Raw genomic sequence first — 21,840 nt, 5'->3', positions numbered from 1 at the left:
CTTGGCATTCTTTGCTGAATTTGCATTTAAGACCGTTCTAGCGTTCAGCCGTTGTGATCGAAGCAACCGGCAGATCGGTTCCCTGACAGACTTTTTGAACCTGATCGAGCTGATCTAGATTCCGTATTTGAAGGGTAAGTTCCTGCTTATGGAGCAGCTGCTCGTGAAGGGCGGGTTCGATGCTCCCTTCCCAATCCGGTGAGGCCGCGTAGTAGCCTTGCGGTGTAACGATGCACCACTGCACCTGGTGCTGTTCAGGCCAGACCACAATACTGGCCAAATGCCTTCCCGAGTTCGCGTCCCAAAGATAACAGATGCCGCTCGCTCCGGCAGCGGCCGCCAGTTTGCCATCGCGCGTAAGGGCGGCGGCGTAGAGCCAGTCTCTTCCCCCCTCCAAACCGCGCTGGAAATCCCCGTTGCCGTTCCAGACGCGGGCGGTGCCATCGGAGGAGGTGGTGAGGACACGCTGTCCGTCGGCGCTGATGGCGATATCGTAGGCAGGGCCGTTAACGCCATAGACGAAGCGATCGGTGTTGCCGTTGTCGGCGTTCCACCAACGAAGGCGTTGGGCGGAACTAGAGGAGATAAAACGATGCCCATCCGGCAGAACGGCGAGGCCAACAACACCATCCTCCGGCCCGCCGTACAGATGGTCTAACTTACCGGTGTTCAGATCGTAGCGGCGGATGTTGTGATCCATGCTGGCCGCGTACAGATAGCGTCCATCCGGTGAAAAGCGCACTTTGGTCACAGGGTCACCCGCGTCGGAGAAGGTTTTGAGCAGGATGCCGGATGTCCAATCGTAGATGCGCACATCGTGTCGTTGGGTTCCTATGGCCAAGCGATTGCCGTCGGGGCTAAAGGCGAGGCTTGTGATCTGATCTGGCTCTTGTTGAAAACGGTTTTGGGTGGGCTGCTCGGTTTCTAGGTCGAAGATGCGCACCTCGCCGATCATGCCGGAGATGCCATCGGCCACGGCGAGGAACTTGCCGGAAGGATGGAAGGCCAGAGAGAGCACCTGTCCGGAAAGCCCGCGCAGACAGCCTAAAGGTTTGGCGTTACTGACATCCCAGAGCACAACGGCGCGATAGGTGCCGATGGCCAGTGTTTTGCCGTCGTTGCTAAAAGCGAGCGCTCCGATAGGAGGAAGGGGCCCCACATGCAGGGCGTATTCCAAAGTTTCGTTTTTATCTTCCGTCTGCAGGGTAATCGGCGGCTTGATGTGTGTGGGAAGATAGGTAAAGAGGCGCATCGGAGCCGGAGGCAAGGGACGTAGTGCAAAAGCCGCCTTCACGTTTTGTACCGAGGTGGTGGCTTTCACCGTCCCTAAAGGAGCACCGGCGTTGATCCATCGCACGATGAGAGCTATCTGATTAGGAGGCAGCGGTGGACCGCCTTTCGGCATCAGGAGGGTAGGGCTTGTGGCTTTAATACGCCGAACGATGGCGCTTTGCGCGGCCTTAAACGGAATGAGGATGGCATGAGGTTTCCCAACAACCACCCCTTTCCGAATAGCCTCATAACTATCGAGCGCCAGGCCACCGGAGATGGAAACGTCTTTAATGTTTTGCTGGCTATGGCAAACGATGCAGCGATCTTTAAGGATAGGCGCAATATCGGCATAAGTGGGAGAAGCTGCAGGAGAAAGGCTCTGCCCATGCCCTGCGAACAGGCACAGCAGAAGCCACCCTCCTAACAGTTGTATCCACCAGAAATAACGCTGCACGTTAGAGAAGCTCTTGGATCGGCGTCCCATCATAGTTGATCTTAATCGGGCGACCTTGTGGCGACATATAAGCTTTGTTATAGTCAATGCCGAAGGCCGTATAGATGGTGGCCGCGACATCTTCCACGCGAACCGGCCGCTCTACGGGAGCCTCTCCTCGCTCGTTGGTTTTGCCGACGACGATTCCTGTCTTAATACCGCCACCACCCATGCACACGCTGATGGCGTTAGGCCAGTGGTCTCGGCCGGCGGCGGAGTTGATGCGCGGTGTTCGGCCGAACTCGCCCATCCACAGCACGAGGGTGGTATCGAGCATGCCGCGGTTGTGAAGGTCTTCCAGCAGGGCGGAGTAGCCGGCATCTAAGGGGGGCAGCATGTTGTTCTTCAGCCACTCGAAGTTGTTTTGATGGGTATCCCAACCACCGAAATTAATCTGCACGAAGCGAACACCGGCTTCTACTAGGCGCCGTGCCAACAAGCACGATTGGCCGAAGTAGTTGCGTCCGTAAGCATCGCGCAGCTTATCAGGCTCTTCGTGGAGGTTAAACGCCTTTTTCGCGGCAGGCGAGGTAACCAGCGCGTAGGCTCTTTGATAAAACTCATCCATCGTGAGCGCTGCCGGGGCCGCCGTCTCCGTGTTTCGTTGCCAATCGTCGAGTGCGGTGCGCAGCAGTTGACGTCGCTCCATACGCGCCTGATCGATCCCGCCAGGCGGTGTAATGTCGTTTACGGTAAAGCCGGGGTTGTTCGGATCGCCGTTGATGATGAAGGGATTGTACTGATCGCCCATGTAGCCCCCGCCGCCGTGGTTAAATTGAAGTCCTCCGAAGGAGACGAAGGGCGGCATGGCGTTTTGGTAACCCTTTTCGCGGGCAACAACGGCACCGTAGCCCGGATATTCGATGGCTCTTGAGAAAGGATAGCCGGTAAGCAGGTAGCTTGTGGCCGTTTCATGGGTTCCATCCGGTGAGGTGACGGAACGAACGATGGAGAACTTATCCGCATGTCTGGCCAGCTTTGGCAGGTGCTCCCCAATTTGGATGCCCGACACATTCGTGGCAACGGCACCAAATGGGCCGCGAATATCCTGTGGAGCATCCGGTTTGGGGTCAAAGGTGTCTATGTGGCTTGGCCCTCCTCCCATCCACAGCAGGATGCAGGAGATGTCTTTGATGTTGGTTTTGCCCGTCAATACCTTCTCGGCATAGGCGGCGCGAAACAGGTCTGGCATGGTCAAACCCAACACCGACAAGGCTCCAATGCGGAGCACGTCCCGACGAGTAATGCCGTCACAATCTCGATGTTTACCTAGTTCGATCTCTATCATGGTTTCAACCTCCTCTGCACTTAGCAGGGTTACGGCCTGAAGGCCGTTTGTTTTAGTGATTGAAGATAAACTCCTTTGTGCCAAGCAGCGTGGCGAGTACATCTTGGAAGACATGCTCTCTATGCTCGCTGAAGATAAGGGCGCCTAAGATGATGTCTCTTTCGCGCTGGGTAGGTAAGCGCCCCAACGTAGCGAGATAGAGATCGTTGATGATCGTGTTATCGGATGCTCCCGATTTGATGAGTTTGGCGATGCGCCCATCCGGCGAGTCGACTCGATTGTTGATATCGTTCCCGTTCATCAGCTCGAGGGCTTGCGAAAGGTTGGGGGTTTCGTTGCGCTCGCACTCGCAGGAGGTCAAGCGTTGTGGCCGCCCGAAGATATTGAGAAAGTCAGAGCCGACGTTTGGGTCGGGCAGGTCTATAGCACGGATACCGGCGGGCAGCCCACCGAAATGCGGAGTGGTACCGCAAGCCTTATCTATAGCGTCGGAAAGCACCTCGGCAGGTAGTCGCCTCGGCACGTAGTGTGTAAAGAAGAGGGTATCTTTGGCGTTATCCACCGTGGCCCGGCTGCTACGTTGATAGGTTCGGGTGAGACAGAGCACGCGCAGATAGTGCTTCACATCGAAGTGAAACTGAAGCAGGGTATGCGTTAATAGGTCGAGCAGAGGCGGGTTGGTCGGTGGGTTGGTAACGCGCAGATCGTCAATGGGGTTCACAAGGCCGGTACCCATGACGTAGGCCCAGTAGCGGTTAGCCCAGTTGGTGGCAAACCATGGGTTTTGAGGGCTTGTGATCCAGTTAGCCAAAATAAGGCGTCGGTCGCCGGTGGCATCTGGGTTGTATTTACCATCTTTTTCCAGTGCGGCCAAATGAACGCCAAGAGGAACGGGAGGGGCTACCTTGCCGGTGGCGGGATTTACCACCTCTCCATCGTCACGCACATAGACAACCGTGTCGTTTCCGAAGATACCGAAGTCTTGGCTGCCCTTTTGACCGATGCGGGCAAAGAAGGCGGCAAAACGGTAATAGTCCTCCTGACTCCACTTCTCAAAGGGGTGATGGTGGCATTTTGCACACTGCAATCGCACGCCTAGGAACACTTGGCTTGTGGTCTCGGCCATTTCGGAAGGGTCGTGGGAGACGCGATAAAAGTTGGCCGGCCCATTGGTGTAGGTGCTGCCCTCGGCTAAGATAAGGGTGCGCACCATCTGGTCAATGGGGACGTTTTGCTGGATTTCACTATGAAGCCAGTTGTCGAAGCTCCACATGCCCTTCACTTGAAGGTCATTGCGATTTACGCGGAGCAGGTCGGCCCATTTAAGCGCCCAGTAGTCGGCATATTCCGGCCGATTCAGCAACGTGTCAATGAGGTGTGCGCGCTTATTGGGGTCTTTGCTGGCGACGAACTCCTCGATTTCACGCGGGCTTGGTGCCGTTCCGATGAGGTCGAAGAAAACGCGGCGGATAAAGGTGCGATCGCTGCAGATGGGGGAGGGAGAGAGGTGCAGCGCTTTCTGCTTCTGTTCTACGAGCGCATCAATCTCATCGACGATTTTCTGATCGGGGTCGGCCGGGTTGGCATGGTAGCCTGCGGTCTGAGGCGTGTAAGGAGTGTGGCTAGGATAAGGAACCATGACAATACACACGGTGGCCAGTCCGCCGAAGCGTGCCATAATCGGCGTTTGTCCGCTGCCCACGGCGCGTACCACTCCGTCTGGCGTACAGGAGGCCACCCCATCGTCAATGGTATTGATGTTTGCCAGCGAGGTGACATTACGCACAGAGCCGTCACTGTAGGTTGCTTTTACGATGATATGAAAAGGAGGACTCCCTTTGTAGGCCACTTTCTCGGAGGGCGATACCGCAATGGAGACCAGCTTCGGCTCATTTGGGTTCGGGCCGGGGGCGCCCTCTTGTATCCAATGAAGGAGAGTGTAGTAGTAGCTGGAACCGGGGATAAGGCGCCGGCCGCCTCCATGAGGAACCGTCATCGTGGGCTTAAGCAGAATAAGGCTGTGGATGGGGTCGGCCACATTCACGCGTCGCCCCTTGGCCTGACGGGTTAAGGCGATGTAGTCCAGATCACTATCGGTGCCAAAAAGGGAGAGTTTAAACCCCCCTTTGCCATATTGAGAGCCATGGCAAGCGCCCTGATTGCATCCAAGCCGTGTAAGGGTAGGCTCCACGTCGTTGACGAAGCTAACGTAGCCAGCAGGGAGATGGGACTGCACGTGCAGTTGGCTGCTAGGCGAGAGATTGCGCGGCACCGCGAAAGCCGGCGATAGAAACCCACCAAGCAAAAACAACAGACCCCCAAGTGCTGAGGCTCGGCAGAAAGAGGGCGTTACGAGCAGATTGTGTCTCATCGCGTTTCTCCTTTGGCAGGAGCGATCTTTACGAACCGCCTTCATTAAGAATAGCACATTATAGGCCGCTCGGCCTGCTTTTATGACACAAATTTAGACAACCCCGCAGCACCGTTGTTGCAAAATTTTTGATAAACCGGTATTTCTCAGAGCCTTTGCTTGGTGAAAGGTTGTGCTATCTCCATTTTCGGCAGGCCGTTCTCTGAAATATACGGAGGCGCCTTAGCCGATACCACGCGTGTAGCGATGTTTGACCCCTTTCGGAAAATAGGCTGGATCGTCGGTAGGATGCAGGCTTACCTCTGGTGTGCGTGCATGTTCTGGCACGTAATTGGCAAATTCGGTATTCAGCCGCTCCAACTGCTGGCGAATCGAAGCGGCTATTTGAGGGATCATCTCTTCTGTGGGGGTTTTATGAGGAGCAAGCTCCACTGCGACATGGAGGTAGCGATTGGCATCGGCATCTTCGCGAACCTCCATCACGAAGCGGCCGGTAACCCAGTGTTTAATCGGCTCCTGCTCCAACCCTACGGTTACATTTTCCGGATAGATGTTGGCGCCGTAGTAGGAAAGGGTGAAATCGGAACGCCCAAAAACGTAGACAAAGGGAAGTTTGCGATATGTCAACCCACATGTGGCCAATTCGCGGAGGGGGTCGAAGCGCCAATCCTGTAGAAAGGCCATGAGCTTTTCAAAGGGAACCACCCCGCCTGTGTCGAGGATATTGTAGCGAATAAGGGGGATGCCGTTGTTGCCGGAAAACAGGAGTTTCCCCTCGCTACACTCAAAGAAGCGTGTATAGGGATCGTATTGGGCGAGAGTTGGCAGGCGCGACTCTCCGAAAATCTGTTCTGCCGCTTTGGGGTTATCTGCAAACCAACGCCGAATGGCGATGGAGAGCGGGGTTTCATTGGCAAGCACCCCGGCATCGGCGGTGCCGTAGAGAGAGGCCGAATCGGTAAGAGGAGAGGTCGAACCGACGCGCTCTCCGATAAGGCTGCGCCACTCCTCACTAAAAACCTCGCCGGCAGTGACCCATCGGATGGCGTAATGCGACCATTCTATACCCAGAGCCAGTCCTTGATCCACCACGTTTTTGATGAACGGAGGATAACCTAAGAGAACCGTTTGCGAAAAATAGGGCGCTAATTCGCGTACCACCCGAAAGATTTCTTCGAGATTGTTACCGGGTGTGGCTACCGTGATAGGATAACCTTTTGCAGCTAAATGCCTACAGCACGCCGTTGTGTACATGCCACCAACCCAGGTGCCAAGCGCAAAGCAGACCACTGCAAGGGTGGGCTTTTGGTGGGCAGAAAAACTGTCGCGAAAAATTTGCTCGAAGCGCACGGCGATCTGAAGCTCATCGGTAAGAAAGCGCGGCCATATACAGGGTTTGCCGGTAGAGCCGGATGAGGTGGCGATCATGTCGCATTCGATAAACGTTCCGTTGCGGCAGAGATCATCGAGGGGGTTCTGAAGGATGTAGTTTTGCTTTGTGAGCACGGGAAGTCGCTGAAAATCTTCAAACGTTTGTACGCGAACGATGCCCTGATCGTTCAAGAATCGCCGATAGGCAGGAACATGGGCCACCGTATCGTGAAATAGCCGCAGTACGTGCTCTTCGGGTGTTTGAGGTTTTGGCGCCAAAAGTTCATCGAGTGGAGTTGTAAGAAACTCGCGATAGGCTGTGAGCACATTTTCCGGTCGCGCCTCAAGCGACATTGTGTAGTCCTCCCACGAATCGGCGGTCGCAACATCTAATTGCACTATCGGTTCGCAATTTCCTTCATAAAATTGCGGCGTGAGACCCCCTGCCTAAAGGTAGAGTGGATAAACCGCCTCCTCCTTCCTAGAAGCCCTGTTGCCGTGTATCGGTATACTGAGCCTCCTGCTTCTTGATAAACTTTCTGGCCGAAGGCGTCCTTACCCAGAAAATCGCAAGATTTTAGACCCCGGCGTCGGCTTTGAAGTCGCTTCGGGTTAGGCGCAAGTCGCCTGCTTTAGGAGAGGGTATCTGAGTCTAGGAAAGACAGGGTAGATGGTATGAACTTCCTGCGCAAATTGCTGCCGACTAAGGGACGCTCCCACTCACCGGAATTGAGTAGGTGCGGTAAAGCTACTCCTCTTTGGGAAGTAGGCGATGGAGAAGCGGCGCCATGGTAAGCCCTTGAAGCAGGATGGAGACGGCAACGGTGCCGAACGTCATCGCAACGAGCTGAGGGCGAAAGGGAAATCGTGTCGAGAGGCTGAGCACAAGCGCCATGGAGAGCGCTCCTCGCAGGCCACCCCACCATAGAATATGCTGCCAACGTAACGGAATGGAGGCGTTTAGGCGGTTTGCCAAAAAAGAGAGCGGGTAGATGCCGAGCCGCCCGACGATAACCGAAAGAGCCGCCACCAGCGCGGCTTTCCACAACGAGAGCCACGGTAAAGAGGCCAGTTCCGCGCCGATCAGCAGAAATACCAACGAGTTCACCACGAATTCGGCGTACTCCCAAAAGGCATAGACCGCCTCCTTCGTGGGGGCCGACATGGCCTCACTACCGATATGGCCTACGATGAGACCGGCAGTTACTACCGACACCACCCCCGATGCGTGAACTCGGTCGGCAACAAGGTACGAGCCAAACGCGGTGACGGTGGTAAGCATCAGCTCGAGGAGGTGATCATCCACATGACGATGAAAGAGTGAGGCCAAAAGGCCGATAACGCCTCCGATGCCGATGCCTCCCAAAAGCAGGGTGGCGAAGTGCAGCCCAAGGCCTGCCGGGGAGGCATGTCGCCCTAATGCCGTTTGGGTGGCGATGGTGAAAAGGACGGCGGCGAGGCCGTCGTTAAAGAGGCTTTCCGACTCGATGAGGAGGGTCAGCCTGGCCGGAGCGCCGAGTTTTTGGAACACGGCGATGACGGCAATAGGATCGGTTGCCGAAATGAGGGCACCGAACACAAACGCCACTTTCAAGGGGATGGGAAGGAACCAGGCACTCCCAAAGGTAACCACCAATGCCGAGATCAGGGTGGCGCCGAAGGTGTAGATGCAGATCGGCAGAAGGTTCGTTTTTAGGTCTTGATAGTCTAAAAGCAGGGCCGTTTTAAACAGCAGCGGTGGGAGAAAGAGAGTAAGAAGCACGTGAGGGTCGAGCCGTGCCCGCGGCAGCAGGTGGCTAAAGCCGATGACCAGCCCCGCCCCCACAAGAGCCGCCGCGTAAGGAATCTGCAGTTTTCGGGCAAGGAGGGCTACGAAAACGGCAATTAAAAACAAAGGCAGAAACAGGTTTGGGTCGAATGGGCCGGTCACAAAAGCCTCTTTTATATCAACTGGCTTCGCGTGGTGATGTGGATCATGATGATAATACCTAAAAATTACACTTGACGAAAGAGGAGAGGTGTGGTATAACATTATAAGATAATAGGAGCGCTCGATAATAGGAGCGCTCGATAATAGGAGCGCAACTATGACCTATAAGCAAAGAATCGGACACTTTTTGCTCTCACTTGCCATTTCTCTAACGATTAGCGCAAGCTCATTCGGGCAGAATGCTCCCCCTCCTTCCTATCCTATGCCCCCAACCTCAGGTACAGGTGGCGGGACGACCGGAGCAGTTTCTGATGATCCCACCGGTCATTGGCAAATTACTATTACTTCCGATGGTAAGACGACTATTCAAAGCAACACAGGTAGCTTCACCGCTCCCTGGAGTGTCGATAACGCACATTTAAGCTTTGGTATTGCAGGATCCTTTCCTCTATCCCTGCCTAATCTACAAGTTGGACAATACCTAAATATCTCTACGACTGGCAAATCAACGGTTCATTGTCAATGGGTGGATCAAAATGGGAATCCGGCGCCAAATCCGCCAAGCAGGCTCTATCTGCTTGTAAACGCCACATGGGGCTGTACTGTTGGCCTCTTTTGGACCGAGACGAATAGTTCACCTAACCCATCGTTGCGACCTTATGTGCAGTACAGTGCGGATGCGGATGCAGGTATAGCAGGTGCTAACAAAACTGTCTTGGATTTAGTGGATTCTTACAGTGTTATTTCTCAAACGTGGCCCGGACTTGATGTTTTGGAACTAGATGGCTCCTCCGGAGATATTACGTTTGATGTCACTCCAAATCTGGCGCTGTCTGTCTCGGTAGTCTACCCTTTGCCTGATGCTGGAGACTCCGTCTATGCGGGGATTCAAGGAAGCACTAGTTTTCGTCAGCTTCTACCTGTGGAAGTAACATGTCAAGAAATAGAGCCTTCTTATTATAAAGATAGCAATGGAAATAGAGCCATGCATTTTCGCAACTCGGATTTGTCTATAGATGTAGATACTGTTGCCGATTTTGGTCAGGACTACATTCCACCTTTACCTGTGTTTCCGCCATCTACCCCACTTGTTGCCTCTCCAAGATATCATGCAGAGCATACTTTTCAAGCAGTTCAAGATATCTATACAAATCCTCAATGGCTGTGGACGATTACTGGAGATGATGCAAATTCGGTTTCTTTAAGAAGTCCTAATGGTTATTTCAGCACAGACTTTACGACAAACCCGTTGGACTGTTTCTTTGCCATAGGTGGCGCTGATGGGATTAATAGCCCTAGTAGTGTTAAGTTCCCTAGAAGCGACACTATCCATGTAAGCGTAAGCGGCAAGAATCCGGATGGAAGTGACGGCCCTTCGTTTGTAAATGAGATGCGAGTTACATGGCATCGAAGTGCAGAAAACTGGCAGCCATATAAAAATCCTGTTTATGCTACGCCCGTCTATCCGCCAGTATCGGTAGAATCTCCGGGATACGCTTATAAAAATTCATCCATTCGGGCTACGTTTCAGTATGATAATTTTCAATGGGCTTTCCTTAGCCACTTAACTCAAGATGTTACCATGATACTTACAGCGCTAGCCCCGGAAGATCCGGTATTTATAGCTCTCTTGGCGGCCGCCGGTGTTTTCGTTAACTCCCAAATGCAAAACCCAAAAGAGGTAAATCAGGAGGTGTCGTTCAACGATGCCTGGAGTAGTATCTATTCTAGCTTCTATCCTGATCGGAGTCACTCGATGAATCAATATCAGATGTACCCCCTAATGGCCGTCACCTATCAAGCCCAGTACTTTGTGGCCGACGGCTATGACCAACATGGATATTCCGGCAATGTATACGGATATGTCGAGAAGGTAAGCACCATTGAGCTGTGTGGCGATTTTTACCTGATAACGGATCCACCGCCTGGAATGTAAAATTATTCGTGCTTGATATATATGGATACTCTATCGTTGGAGGACTTTCTATGAGCAATAAGCGCCTGATGGTGTCTTTGGGGGTAGGTTTTTTGACGCTCACTATGGCTGTGTGGGGACAGCGCACGCAGCCGTCATTCTCACCCAACCCTCCATCTCCCTCGCACTTTCTAGGGCACCCACGCCTGTTTCATCCAAGAAAACTAAGCCAGATCATTCGCGACTCGTTGCCGGCACCTCTATCAAGCCCCACGCAGGCCGAGTGTAATCGGGTCATCACTCAGGCCGTATACACTCTTTCACAATCCTGGACGGCGGATAACCGCCCGTTCCGCCAGGCGCGGCTACAGATAGAGAGGCTCTATGCGAAAATGGATGTGCCCACCTTCATGCAAAAAGTGGTGCTGCCTTACCATCGCGCCGCTTTAAAGCACCCCACCGATGCCCTCACCGTGTTTCGCTACGGCTACGCGCTGCGGTTAGGCGCTTTCAGTATGGTAAATGGTTTTGACCAATTTGTTACTTTAAAGCTGCTGGCTACTCCAAAGCCTCCTTATGCATGGGATTATGCACGCATGATGTATCTCTGGCTCGGCCTACTTCCTGACGATGGCAATATGGGGGGGTACATCTTTGAAAACTACCCAGCGGTGATGCGCGCAGGCAGTAAGTTGCTTCGTGATGCCCCAAATGACCGCTACGTGGCCGATGTCTATGCGGCCGATCTCGTGCTGAGTAACGATGCCCAACAAAAAACAAAAGGATTGAAATTAGCACGGCAACTGACCGAAAAGTACCCCAAAACCTACAGTCCCTGGGCGACGATAGCGAACTACTACGGGCAGCGATTCGCGCGACATCCGAACAAAGCCGACGCCGAGCAAGCTCTTGAAGCCACACGTAACTGTTTGTTATATGCGCCACGCGATCCGTATAACAACGAAAACGGTGCAATGACCACTTATCTACAAGAGGTGATAGATCGCTACGAAGAATGGATTAAGACACATTCAAAGTAGTTCGACTAACTCAAGATGTTGCTATAATGCTTACTGCGCTGACCCCGGAAGATTTTATAGCTCTCTTGGCGGCCGCCGGTGTTTTCGTTAACTCCCAAATGCAAAACCCAAAAGAGGTAAATCAGGAGGTGTCGTTCAACGATGCCTGGAATAGTCCCTATTCCAGCTGGTATCCTAAACGTGATGATAATAACCAGAGTCAATATAAGATGTACCCCCTAATGGCCGTCACCTATCAAGCCCAGTACTTTGTGGCCGACGGCTATGACCAACATGGATATTCCGGCAATGCATACGGATATGTCGAGAAGGTAAGCGCCATCGAGCTATGTGGCGATTTTTACCTGATCGGAACGGATTCCCCATACAATCCTTAAAATAGGAGCGGCATCTCATGAGAAGGGAGAGACACTTCAGTCTATATACGAAAGCATGGGGAGGAGTCGTTGGGGCGATGGTACTGGCTGTAGTGGGATGCGCGCAACCTCCGTTGCATTCTCTTCCCGGCATGGTTAATCGCCCGCGTGCACGCTTGTATCGTCCTACAAAAATTAGCCAAATTATAAGAGACTCCATTCCGGTAGATCGTCAACCCGCAACAACAGCCTCCTATATGGCCGCTATTCAGGCTGCCATAAGCTGGGCGACCGCACCTTGGACGGCGGATAACCGCCCGTTCCGCCAGGCGCGGCTACAGATAGAGAGGCTCTATGCGAAAATGGATGTGCCCACCTTCATGCAAAAGGTGGTGCTGCCCTACCATCGCGCCGCTTTAAAACACCCCGCCGATGCTCTCACCGTGTTTCGCTACGGCTACGCGCTGCGGTTAGCAGTGGGGATGTTTCCAACACCATACGATGAATATCTCACGTTGAAACTCATCGGCACTCCAAAGCCTCCCTACGCATGGGACTATGCGCGGATGATGTATGCCTACACCGGTGCATTTGCGGATGAGGTAAGCATTGGGGGATACATCTTCCAAAACCATCCTGAGGTGCTCGCAGCCGGAGAAAGGTTATTTCAGCAAGCACCAAAGGATAAAATACTCGCTAGCCTCGTTGCTTTCGACCTGGTCAAGAGTGGTGACCCCGCGAAGGCACTAAAAGGCCTGCATCTTGCGGAGCAGTTCGCTAAAATATATCCCACCCATTATGGCTTTTATGCAATCATAGCAAACTATTATGCGGATAGGTTCCAAAAACATCCGAACCGAGCCGATGCAATCAAAAATCTAGAAGCGGTGAAAAAATGCTTACAGTTTTGCGCCAAAGACCCCTACAACAATGAGGACAATAGCTCTGTCACGGAGCTGCAATTGATTATTTCGCGATTAGAGCAATGGCTGCGAGAGCATCCTCAATAAGTGACCGGCTTATGCATAAACCATATTGCCTGCATAGGTTCGTAGAGCTGGTAAACGCGTCCGTCTGGGCAACAGAGGAAAAATGTGGGTGTGGCATTAACTCCGCATTGTTGCCCGAGTTTCATGTCGGCGCGCACCCTTTGTTTTGCCGCCTCGACCTGCGCTTGAGATAGGTGGCTGATGTTAATGTGGAGTTGGTCTAACATATGCCGGACCTGCTGTGGAGAGACCTTCGTTTTTAGAGCGTAAAGCCCTTCATAGACCCGCCAAAATTGCCCTAACTCACGCGCCATTTCACTTACCATAGCGCACTGCATGGCGTACGGATGGAACTTAAGCGGGAAATGGTGAAAACAGAAACTCAGCCGATCTGGGTACATAGCAAGTAGCTTCTCCACATCCGCAGCGCGGTAAGCACAAGCAGGGCACTGATAATCTCCGAACTCAACTAGGGTATAGGGAGCGCTTGGGTTGCCAAACCGCTGTTTTTTGTCTCCGATAAGTAGCCCTGCTGCAATGGAGACACGATGGGGCTGTGCGCTAGAAACAACAGTTTGACGGCTTGCCTGAACGCGGTAAAGGACAAAGAACATCAACGTTTGCAGCACAAAAAGCACTGCAATCCATCTTTCATGCCTACGCATAGCTTGTTCTCCTAAGCTTAAGGGTGAACCCTCGCCCGGACCTTAAAGGCCGGAATCGGCATTATCGAGGGCATCCTCTCTCTGTAAAATGGTACACATCTTCACGTGAAAATCGGCAAAGAGCACATCCCAAAAGCCGGGTGTACAAGAGTCTTGATATGCACGGTTATGCCAACAGTTGTAATCCTGCATCAGTAAGCTGTCTGAAGGCTGTTGAAAATAGCTTAAGGGAACGATTGAAAGCCCAACAAGGTCGTTGTAGGCGTAACTCGATCCAAAAGTGTCGAAATAGGTGTTCTTTGGTTGAAGACAGGCCCGCGTGGAGGCCGGATCGAGCCGATCATCCGGGCATTGATAGACCAAGTTCGACACGACATAGGGTTTTAGCACTGTACGAATATCAGGTAGTATAGCGGCTCTCTCGTCCAGCGGATCGCCCAACGCTATGGCATGGCACTTTGTAACGACGTCTTTGGTGACTTGATTGGGGGCATAGGGCAGGAAGTCGTCGTAGTCTTGGGTGTAAAGTGCGATGCCCATACCGATTTGGCGCAAGTTAGAGACGCAAGTGATTTTGCGTCCATTTTCTCGAGCGGCAGCAAACACCGGGAAGAGCAATCCCGCTAAAACCGCTATGATTGCTATAACGATAAGCAACTCAATAAGCGTGAAGCCGGTTTGCGTTTTCATGGGGTTTACCTCGTGTGCATCTGTTCGTGCTGATCCTCTTGAAGCAGACTAGCAGCCATATCGTGAACAGACGGATTAGGGTCGGTAAGAAACCGCTGGGCTACGTTGCGCCAAGAGGGGTCGTGGAAGTTACGTAAAGAGACCAGGGCAGCAGCCCGCGTCAGGGGGTCTTTATCTTCGAGGAATTGGGCCATCAGCTTGCGGGCTTGTACTTCGTAGGGAGTTCCTTGTGTGGCAGAAAGATGGCGAGCCACCATATGTCGAAGGGCTGGGTTTTGATTGGCATAGTCCACATAGCGTTGCCATTCTGCGGGGGACAACTGTTTAGCAAAGAGTTTCTGATCGAGGCGACGGGCGTCATAAAGTTCCTGCGGTGCAAGGCCGTAGCTGTGCGCCTGTTGGACGATGTCTGCTGGGAGGGGGGGATGGGTGAAACGATACAGCAACCCAACCCCTAATACCAGCACTAAACCCAGTCCTACAGGGATGGCCCACTTGAGTTGTTCGGAGTTTCGGGCTTTATTTCCGTTCATATTCTTCACCTGTGGTAGATTTTCCTTCTTTCGCTTTCCGTTTTAGTTGCTTGCATCCTTACATGGATAGCCAGGCGCATGACTGTCACAAGCAGAATAGCAGTTTTCCTGAGCGGCAGAGCCACTAGGGCACTGATTCGTGCAATCCTGTTTGCAGGCGGTGCAGGTTGGTGCTTTTGAGCAGCTCATGCAACAAGCTGGATAGGGACTACTCGTGTTATAGGGGGAGACATTGGCATAGATAGCCCCTGGCATTCCAAGCAGCATACCCAGCGCAAAGTTGCGCCATAGATGTTTCATAAGTAGCTTAAAACTCCTTTCTTGGTAATAGAGAGTATATCTCCTTTTGTAAAAATCAGTACCACTAATTGCAGGCGCTTACCATGTCTGCGGTAAAAGCCTGTTGGACGATGTCTGCTGGGAGGGGGGGATGGGTGAAACGATACAGCAACCCAACCCCTTATCACAAAGCGAGAACAAAAGCGGAACTCCTAACACCATGAGAAACGTATTTAAAAATACCCTACGGGGGTATATACTCCAACAAGAGGCTTGTATGGTCGCACTGCCTAATTCAACCAAAAACCGAAAACTACGCAATCGAGTGCGTCGCATCGAAGGCCAAATCCGCGGCATCGGCCGCATGATCGAGGAAGGGCGATACTGTGTAGACATCCTCCATCAAATAGCGGCTGCCCGCTCGGCGTTGGATGCCTTGGGCATCGAGCTGCTGGTTCAACACCTCCAAACCTGCGTGCTCGGCCACAACACCGAGAACGCCCACCCCGATTCGCGGCAGCTTACCCAGGAGGAGCTTCTGCAAGAGGTTCATAAGGTTTTGACGCATTTTCTTAAAAGCTAGGAAGGAGACTGCGATGACGAAAACAACCACTTTGCGCATTGAGGGCATGAGCTGTGAGGCCTGTGTGAGGCATGTTACCGAGGCCCTCACACGCCTTGATGGCGTGGAGAGCGCGGCGGTGAGCTTGCAAAACAAGAGCGCCCAGGTGGTTTACGACCCCGAGCGCGTGCAACTGCAACAGCTTTTGGATGCTGTGGAAGAGGAGGGATACGAGGCGTTTGCCGATGGATAGCCCCTAACTGGGCGATAAGAAAGGTCACATAAATGGCTCTCGAGGAAAAAACGACACTAGATACCACGCCGGCTTCATCCTCTCAAGGCCAAGAGGCCGTCTGCACGCTGGATATCGAGGGAATGCACTGCGCCTCCTGTGTGCGACGCATTGAGCGCTCCTTGCAAAAAGTGGAGGGCGTTCGCGAGGCTCGCGTCAATCTAGCTACCAATCGGGCTGTTGTGGTCTACAATCCCGAACAGGCGGAGCCTGAGGTACTTATTCATGCCGTGGAGAGGGCCGGCTACGGAGCCAAACCGGTGTCTGAAGAGAGAGACTTTGCCCATCACGCGCTCTCAATGCCTGAAAAAGAGGCTGCTGCCACTCCGTCGCACGACCATGGTTCTGCGCATTCCTCCGATACCGCGCGCTTAAGGGAGCTGATAGTCGCTGTCGTGCTCACGGCTCCCGTTTTAGGGCTTTCCATGGGGATGCCCCATCGCTCGTTCGCTCTCAACATTCTGCTGGCCGTTCTCAGCGCCATCGTCGTGTTCGGGTTGGGAAGAGAGCTTTTTGTGGGCGCTTGGCGTGCCTTTCGCTACAGCCACAGCGCCACGATGGACACGCTGATCGTGGTGGGCGCCACGGCGGCCTATGGCTATAGCCTGTTCCAACTCGCTGCTTCTGTCCATCCCCAACTCTACTTTGAGACGGCTGCTACCATCGTGACCTTTATCCTACTCGGCCGCTATTTAGAGGAGAGAGCCAAACGTAAGGCGGCCAGCGCCATTCAGGCCTTGGCCGAGCTTTCACCGAGAACCGCCACGGTGGTTACCGAAGATGGGGAACGCGAGGTTCCGTTGGAGCAGGTAAGGCCGGGCGATATTCTACGGGTGCGCCCCGGAGAGAAGATCGCCGTGGATGGCGTGGTAACGGAGGGCGTTTCTGCTGTAGACGAGTCGCTGCTGACAGGGGAGAGCCTCCCTGTGGAGAAACGCCCGGGCGACAAGGTGGTTGGAGGGACTTTGAACCAGAGCGGTACCCTGCTCTATCGTGCAACGGCCACCGGCTCCGACACCGTGCTCGCCCATATGATGCAGATGGTGGAAGAGGCCCAGACGAGCAAGGCGCCGGTGCAGCGGCTGGCCGATGCGGTGGCGGCCGTTTTTGTGCCGCTCGTCTTCGCCGTGGCGCTGCTCACCTTTGGCATCCGTTTTTGGGCCTTTCATGAGAGTGTAACGTTGGCGCTTACGGCGGCTGTGGCCGTGCTGGTCATCGCCTGTCCATGCGCCCTTGGTTTGGCCACACCCACCGCCATCCTTGTGGGCACCGGTAGAGGGGCACTGATGGGCATTCTCATCCGCAACGGAGAGGCGTTGGAACGTGCCCAGGCGGTTCGTAAGGTTGTGTTCGACAAAACGGGCACCCTCACCGAAGGGCGTCCTTCGGTAACCGATATCGTTGTGGTGAAGGGATCGGATGCCTTAGATCGGGAGCGCGAACTGCTCTATTTGGCCGCCAACGCCGAACGCGGCTCGGAACACCCTTTGGCAAAAAGCCTCGTGACCAAAGCTGGCCCTACGCTGCTGACGGCGCAGGTAGCCGATTTTTCGGCTAAGGCCGGCGCGGGCGCGGTGGCCTCGGTAGATGGTCGGATGGTGTGTGTGGGGAACCGTCGGCTAATGGAGGAGCAGGGTATCGCGCTCGATGCCACCCTGCTTGCCCATGCAGAGACGCTGGAATCGCAGGGAAAAACGGTTGTGTTTGTAGGAGTGGAGGGCACCCTGCTCGGCATCGTGGGCATCGCCGACACGCCCCGCCCGGAGGCAAAAGAGGCTATTGCCGACCTGAAAGCGATGGGGCTAGAGGTCGCCATGTTGACCGGCGATTCGAAACGCGTAGCTCAGGTGGTGGCACAAGAGCTTGGCATCGCCGAAGTGTACGCCGAACTGCAACCACACCAAAAGGTCGAGACCATAAAGCGGTGGCAGGCGAAGGGGCGCGGGCCTATCGCCATGGTGGGCGATGGCATTAACGATGCAGCCGCTTTGGCGCAGGCCGACATCGGCATTGCGATGGGGAAGGGCACGGATGTGGCCAAAGAGGCGGCCGATATCACCTTGGTGGGGACGAACTTACGGAACGTGGCGAAGGCGCTCCGCCTTTCTCGCGCCGTGATGGGGGTCATTAAGCAGAACCTCTTCTGGGCGTTTCTATTCAACACGGTTGGCATTCCGTTGGCGGCTTTTGGAGGCCTCAACCCCATGATCGCCGCTTTGGCCATGGCCTTCAGCAGTGTGGCCGTGGTCTCGAATTCGTTGCGTCTGCGCACCTTACGCCTATAGACCTGCATTTTGCTGCAGGAATCGGCCCCTGTTAGGGCGAACGCATAATACGTAAGCTCAACCCAAAAGCAACCTATTCAAAGGGGAAACCATGAAAATTACCGAGGTGCGAGTTATCGTTACCTGCCCAGGGCGTAACTATGTGGTGGTCAAAATTCTCACCGATGAGCCAGGGCTTTACGGAGTAGGCGATGCTACCCTCAACGGAAGAGAGCTGGCGGTGGCCGGCCTGCTGCGCGACCACATAGCGCCTCTGCTGATCGGGCGCGACCCCGATCAAATAGAAGACATCTGGCAGATGCTCTTTCGCGGCGCCTATTGGCGCAGCGGCCCCGTGCAGATGACGGCGCTGGCCGGCGTTGACATCGCCTTGTGGGACATCAAGGGAAAGCGTGCCGGTTTGCCGGTCTACTCGCTTTTAGGAGGCAAAACGCGCGACGGCGCTCTGGCCTATACCCATGCCGGAGGACGCGATGCAATAGAGGTGGAAGATAACGTTCGCAAGGCGATGGAGCGCGGCTTCCGATGTGTACGTGCTCAGGTGGCCGTGCCGGGCATGGAAGGAACGTATGGGGTAGGCGGAGCGAAGGAGGCGGCCTCTGCCACCTGGGCTTCTCCCATCCGTCTGTCACGCGGTACGGTGTCGGCCGTCTGGGGCGACGGCGGGCCTATGCCCCCTATAGAGCGATGGGAGCCTTCTCCCTATCTGCGCGTGGTGCCAAAGCTTTTTGCCCACCTGCGAAGCACAGTGGGCGAGGAGGTGGAGCTGCTGCACGATGTTCATGAGAGGCTCACGCCCATCCAGGCCGCCCGGCTTGCCCGTGAATTGGAACCCTTCCATCTCTTCTTTCTCGAAGACTGTTTGCGACCGGAGCACAAGGAGAGCTTTCGACTTATCCGACAACACAGCGTGACCCCCTTAGCGATGGGAGAGCTGTTCCAATCGCGTTGGGATTGCCTCCCGCTGATCACCGAGCAACTCATTGACTATATTCGTTGCGATTTGGGGCACATCGGCGGCATCACCGAGGCCAGAAAGATCGCAGCCATTGCCGAGTGCTATCATGTGCAGACGGCATGGCACGGGCCGGGCGATATTGGGCCGGCCACCCATGCCGCGAACGTGCACCTCGATATCGCCATCCCCAACTTCGGCGTGCAGGAGATGGTCTTCTTCCCCGAGGTTGTACACGAGGTTTTGCCCGGAGCGCCGAACTTCGAGGAGGGCTATCTTCATGTCGCCGATGTGCCCGGACTTGGTGTGGATTTGAACGAGGAGGCCGCCGCGAAGTACCCCTATCGTCGTGCCTACCTGCCCATGGCGCGACGCCTCGATGGCTCGGTGATCGATTGGTAGGATGGCAAACCGAAGGCTGCGGGGGAAGGAGCCGTTGAGGGAAGGCCGTATGCAGGTCTTAAAGGAGGAGCTTTGCGAGCTTCCGCGCGCTCCCATACCGCATTCCGCTCTCCCACCGCTCATCAAGTGGGCGGGCGGAAAAAGATGGCTTCTCCCCTACCTTCTTCCGTTGGTCGCACCTTATCAAGGGAGGCGTCTCGTTGAGCCTTTTGCCGGTTCCATAGCCTTAGCGCTGGCGTTCCGGCCCCAAAGAGCGCTTCTCTGCGATAGGAATCCGCATGTAATGAACTTCTACCGCTGGGTGCAGCGCGGTTTCACGCTATCCGTTCCCATGGAGAACGACAGAGACCTCTACTATGCTCATCGAGAGCGATTTAACCAACTTATTCGGGAGGGAAGGGGGGATAGCGAAGAGGCCGCCCTGCTTTTCTACTATCTAAACCGAACCGGCTACAACGGGCTATGCCGTTTCAACCGCAAAGGCGAGTTCAACGTGCCTTTCGGCAAATATCGGGCGATTCCTTACGAACGCGATTTCACACCCTACCGGCAACTCTTCAAGCATTGGGAGCTTTTAACGGGCGATTTTGAAGCGCTTCCCTTAGAGGAGGGGGACGTACTCTATCTCGACCCACCCTATGATGTGGAGTTTACGTCTTATACCAAGGAGAGTTTTGGTTGGGAGGATCAGGTTCGCTTGGCCGAGTGGGCACGGCGCCATCGCGGCCCCGTCATCCTCTCTAATCAGGCCACTCCGCGCATTCTGGCTCTCTACGAATCGTGCGGCTTCAAGATTTATACGCTTTGGGCACCCCGGCGAATAAGCTGCAACGGAGATAGAACGAAGGCGCTTGAGGTGCTCGCCCTGCGAGGGCTTGAAACCTACTGAAATGCAGCCGCTCTTGAACCGGGAAAGATGGAATAATCTTTGAAAAGCGAGAGGAGGATACCTAAAGAGACGGATGGAACTGCCTGTACCTCACGCAACGGCGCTGCGCGCGACCTGCGTGCTGGAAACGCCGGACCCTCTCATCAACTATGCCTTTCAGTATGCCAAAGACAACATCGCGCGCTGTATGCGCTACTACACGCTTGGGTGGGGCATGAGCAACTGCCCCCATGCCACCACCATTGTGGTGGGGCGCGATACCGGTTGGATGTGTCTAGGTACGGACTATGTGGCGCCCTGGTTTGCTGCCGAAGCGCTTCGTGTTTTCAAGCGTCGCCAAAAACCGAATGGGCAGATCATCGAGTATGTAGACCTGGAAAGCGGCGCCCAATCCGACTATAACCTAAACATCGCTGACAACACCCCGTTCTACCTATGGGCACTGGCGCATCATTGGCAGATGTACGGTGATGAGGCGTTCCGCAGCGAGTTCGCCGATTCGGCCCGAATGGCTTGCGAGCATCTGCTGGCTGAGCGCGGTCCCTCCGGCCTGCTGGTGGGCGTTCCTGCGGGCACCGGCTCTTATGGCACGTTCGGCTGGCGCAACATTATAGAGGGCTATGTGCAGGCCGGGGAGGTTACCGAGATCAATGCGCTCTCGGCGATGGCCCTTCGGCTTATGGCCGATTTTCTTGAGGAACCTCGCTATCTGCAGGAGGCCGAACGGCTTCAGGAGGCGATTAACACCCAGCTGTGGGCCAATGGTTTGTACCTGCTAAATCGGTATGAGGGAAAGCCCAACCCGCAGGTAACCGGCGACATGGTGTTTCCCGTGCTTTGCGGGGTGGCATCGGAAGATAGGGCGCGCGCCGTGCTGACTCGGCTTTCGCAGTCGGATTTTTGGAGCTTGAGGGGGATGCGCACGCTGCCGAGCACCGATCCGCACTATCACCCGGAGCGGGCCTATGGGCTTTTGGGGGGAAGCTGGCCCAACCTAACGCTTTGGTATGCGGCGGCGGTAGCCCCTTACGACCCCGACACGGCCCTAAACGCCATTCGGCTTGTGGCGCAGCCGGTTGTGGAGGAGATGCCGCCGGAGGTGAACGTGCATCGTGGCGAGTTCGCCGAGTTCTTTCATGGCGAGACCGGTGTGAACTTGGGGATGCACCTCTCTCCATGGGTAGCACCTACCTTTATTTGGGCGGTGCTTGAAGGGCTTTTGGGGCTGCGTTGGGAGGCAGGGGAGGCTCGGTTCAAGCCCCA

18 protein-coding genes are annotated in these 21,840 nt (G+C 54.6%); 10 read left to right on the top strand and 8 right to left on the bottom strand.

The window, feature by feature from the left end; all coding sequences use genetic code 11:
- Positions 1-37: 37 nt before the first annotated feature.
- The 5 genes from VKV18_RS13555 to VKV18_RS13535 all read right to left on the bottom strand — a co-directional run bounded on the left by VKV18_RS13555 (position 38) and on the right by VKV18_RS13535 (position 8,725).
- Complete coding sequence (locus VKV18_RS13555; RefSeq protein WP_324204724.1) at positions 38-1,726, bottom strand: c-type cytochrome domain-containing protein; 1,689 nt, start codon at positions 1,724-1,726, stop codon at positions 38-40.
- A 1-nt stretch (position 1,727) separates the two neighbouring features.
- Positions 1,728-3,053, bottom strand: coding sequence for a DUF1501 domain-containing protein (locus VKV18_RS13550; protein ID WP_324204723.1), 1,326 nt, complete (start codon positions 3,051-3,053; stop codon positions 1,728-1,730).
- 52 nt (positions 3,054-3,105) lie between these two features.
- The gene (locus VKV18_RS13545; RefSeq protein WP_324204722.1) at positions 3,106-5,424 is read right to left on the bottom strand and encodes a DUF1549 and DUF1553 domain-containing protein; all 2,319 of its coding nucleotides are present in this window, start codon (positions 5,422-5,424) and stop codon (positions 3,106-3,108) included.
- A 222-nt stretch (positions 5,425-5,646) separates the two neighbouring features.
- Positions 5,647-7,149 (bottom strand): phenylacetate--CoA ligase family protein, encoded by a 1,503-nt coding sequence (locus VKV18_RS13540; RefSeq protein WP_345786422.1) that lies wholly within the window; start codon positions 7,147-7,149, stop codon positions 5,647-5,649.
- A 394-nt stretch (positions 7,150-7,543) separates the two neighbouring features.
- On the bottom strand, positions 7,544-8,725 hold the full coding sequence (locus VKV18_RS13535; protein ID WP_324204720.1) for a cation:proton antiporter: 1,182 nt from the start codon (positions 8,723-8,725) through the stop codon (positions 7,544-7,546).
- A gap of 157 nt (positions 8,726-8,882) precedes the next feature.
- On the opposite strand from VKV18_RS13535, the gene VKV18_RS13530 reads away from it, so the two are divergent.
- From VKV18_RS13530 to VKV18_RS13515, 4 genes are all read left to right on the top strand, one after another.
- Positions 8,883-10,661 carry a hypothetical protein gene (locus VKV18_RS13530; protein ID WP_324204719.1) on the top strand — a complete coding sequence of 593 codons (1,779 nt, stop codon included), beginning with the start codon at positions 8,883-8,885 and terminating at the stop codon, positions 10,659-10,661.
- A gap of 50 nt (positions 10,662-10,711) precedes the next feature.
- Positions 10,712-11,680, top strand: a complete 969-nt coding sequence (locus tag VKV18_RS13525; protein ID WP_324204718.1) for a hypothetical protein — start codon at positions 10,712-10,714, stop codon at positions 11,678-11,680.
- 26 nt (positions 11,681-11,706) lie between these two features.
- Positions 11,707-12,057 (top strand): hypothetical protein, encoded by a 351-nt coding sequence (locus VKV18_RS13520; RefSeq protein ID WP_324204717.1) that lies wholly within the window; start codon positions 11,707-11,709, stop codon positions 12,055-12,057.
- A 77-nt stretch (positions 12,058-12,134) separates the two neighbouring features.
- Complete coding sequence (locus VKV18_RS13515) at positions 12,135-13,046, top strand: hypothetical protein (protein ID WP_324204716.1); 912 nt, start codon at positions 12,135-12,137, stop codon at positions 13,044-13,046.
- Here VKV18_RS13515 and VKV18_RS13510 read toward each other — a convergent pair.
- From VKV18_RS13510 to VKV18_RS13500, 3 genes are read right to left on the bottom strand one after another with little or no spacing between them, the layout of a single operon-like run.
- Positions 13,040-13,690, bottom strand: coding sequence for a DsbA family protein (locus VKV18_RS13510; protein ID WP_324204715.1), 651 nt, complete (start codon positions 13,688-13,690; stop codon positions 13,040-13,042). The two genes, VKV18_RS13515 and VKV18_RS13510, sit on opposite strands and share 7 nt — an antisense overlap.
- A 42-nt stretch (positions 13,691-13,732) precedes the next feature.
- On the bottom strand, positions 13,733-14,380 hold the full coding sequence (locus VKV18_RS13505) for a type II secretion system protein (RefSeq protein WP_324204714.1): 648 nt from the start codon (positions 14,378-14,380) through the stop codon (positions 13,733-13,735).
- A gap of 5 nt (positions 14,381-14,385) precedes the next feature.
- Positions 14,386-14,922: a HEAT repeat domain-containing protein gene (locus VKV18_RS13500; protein WP_324204713.1), complete on the bottom strand. Its 537-nt coding sequence runs from the start codon at positions 14,920-14,922 to the stop codon at positions 14,386-14,388.
- Positions 14,923-15,469: 547 nt separating this feature from the next.
- Between VKV18_RS13500 and VKV18_RS13495 the strand changes: the two genes are divergently transcribed.
- From VKV18_RS13495 to VKV18_RS13470, 6 genes are all read left to right on the top strand, one after another.
- Positions 15,470-15,775, top strand: a complete 306-nt coding sequence (locus VKV18_RS13495) for a metal-sensitive transcriptional regulator (RefSeq protein WP_324204712.1) — start codon at positions 15,470-15,472, stop codon at positions 15,773-15,775.
- Positions 15,776-15,788: 13 nt separating this feature from the next.
- The gene (locus VKV18_RS13490; RefSeq protein ID WP_324204711.1) at positions 15,789-16,007 is read left to right on the top strand and encodes a heavy metal-associated domain-containing protein; all 219 of its coding nucleotides are present in this window, start codon (positions 15,789-15,791) and stop codon (positions 16,005-16,007) included.
- A gap of 32 nt (positions 16,008-16,039) precedes the next feature.
- Positions 16,040-18,331 (top strand): heavy metal translocating P-type ATPase, encoded by a 2,292-nt coding sequence (locus VKV18_RS13485; protein ID WP_324204710.1) that lies wholly within the window; start codon positions 16,040-16,042, stop codon positions 18,329-18,331.
- A gap of 91 nt (positions 18,332-18,422) precedes the next feature.
- Positions 18,423-19,688, top strand: a complete 1,266-nt coding sequence (gene manD / locus VKV18_RS13480; RefSeq protein WP_324204709.1) for a D-mannonate dehydratase ManD — start codon at positions 18,423-18,425, stop codon at positions 19,686-19,688.
- A gap of 49 nt (positions 19,689-19,737) precedes the next feature.
- The gene (locus VKV18_RS13475) at positions 19,738-20,577 is read left to right on the top strand and encodes a Dam family site-specific DNA-(adenine-N6)-methyltransferase (RefSeq protein ID WP_324204708.1); all 840 of its coding nucleotides are present in this window, start codon (positions 19,738-19,740) and stop codon (positions 20,575-20,577) included.
- Positions 20,578-20,650: 73 nt separating this feature from the next.
- On the top strand, positions 20,651-21,840 hold a 1,190-nt coding region (locus VKV18_RS13470), incomplete at its 3' end, for an amylo-alpha-1,6-glucosidase (RefSeq protein WP_324204707.1).

It is taken from the genome of Chthonomonas sp., from assembly GCF_035294505.1.
Taxonomy (GTDB): domain Bacteria; phylum Armatimonadota; class Chthonomonadetes; order Chthonomonadales; family Chthonomonadaceae; genus Chthonomonas.
This window is presented reverse-complemented; position numbering and strand designations above follow the sequence as displayed.

What these genes read in the sequence shown, in the direction of transcription:
- VKV18_RS13550 (WP_324204723.1), bottom strand. Translation starts at nt 3,053, where the DNA reads ATGATAGAGATCGAACTAGGTAAACATCGAGATTGTGACGGCATTACT.
- VKV18_RS13545 (WP_324204722.1), bottom strand. Translation starts at nt 5,424, where the DNA reads ATGAGACACAATCTGCTCGTAACGCCCTCTTTCTGCCGAGCCTCAGCA.
- VKV18_RS13540 (WP_345786422.1), bottom strand. Translation starts at nt 7,149, where the DNA reads ATGTCGCTTGAGGCGCGACCGGAAAATGTGCTCACAGCCTATCGCGAG.
- VKV18_RS13530 (WP_324204719.1), top strand. Translation starts at nt 8,883, where the DNA reads ATGACCTATAAGCAAAGAATCGGACACTTTTTGCTCTCACTTGCCATT.
- VKV18_RS13525 (WP_324204718.1), top strand. Translation starts at nt 10,712, where the DNA reads ATGAGCAATAAGCGCCTGATGGTGTCTTTGGGGGTAGGTTTTTTGACG.
- VKV18_RS13520 (WP_324204717.1), top strand. Translation starts at nt 11,707, where the DNA reads ATGCTTACTGCGCTGACCCCGGAAGATTTTATAGCTCTCTTGGCGGCC.
- VKV18_RS13515 (WP_324204716.1), top strand. Translation starts at nt 12,135, where the DNA reads ATGGTACTGGCTGTAGTGGGATGCGCGCAACCTCCGTTGCATTCTCTT.
- VKV18_RS13510 (WP_324204715.1), bottom strand. Translation starts at nt 13,690, where the DNA reads ATGCGTAGGCATGAAAGATGGATTGCAGTGCTTTTTGTGCTGCAAACG.
- VKV18_RS13505 (WP_324204714.1), bottom strand. Translation starts at nt 14,380, where the DNA reads ATGAAAACGCAAACCGGCTTCACGCTTATTGAGTTGCTTATCGTTATA.
- VKV18_RS13495 (WP_324204712.1), top strand. Translation starts at nt 15,470, where the DNA reads ATGGTCGCACTGCCTAATTCAACCAAAAACCGAAAACTACGCAATCGA.
- VKV18_RS13490 (WP_324204711.1), top strand. Translation starts at nt 15,789, where the DNA reads ATGACGAAAACAACCACTTTGCGCATTGAGGGCATGAGCTGTGAGGCC.
- VKV18_RS13485 (WP_324204710.1), top strand. Translation starts at nt 16,040, where the DNA reads ATGGCTCTCGAGGAAAAAACGACACTAGATACCACGCCGGCTTCATCC.
- manD (WP_324204709.1), top strand. Translation starts at nt 18,423, where the DNA reads ATGAAAATTACCGAGGTGCGAGTTATCGTTACCTGCCCAGGGCGTAAC.
- VKV18_RS13475 (WP_324204708.1), top strand. Translation starts at nt 19,738, where the DNA reads ATGCAGGTCTTAAAGGAGGAGCTTTGCGAGCTTCCGCGCGCTCCCATA.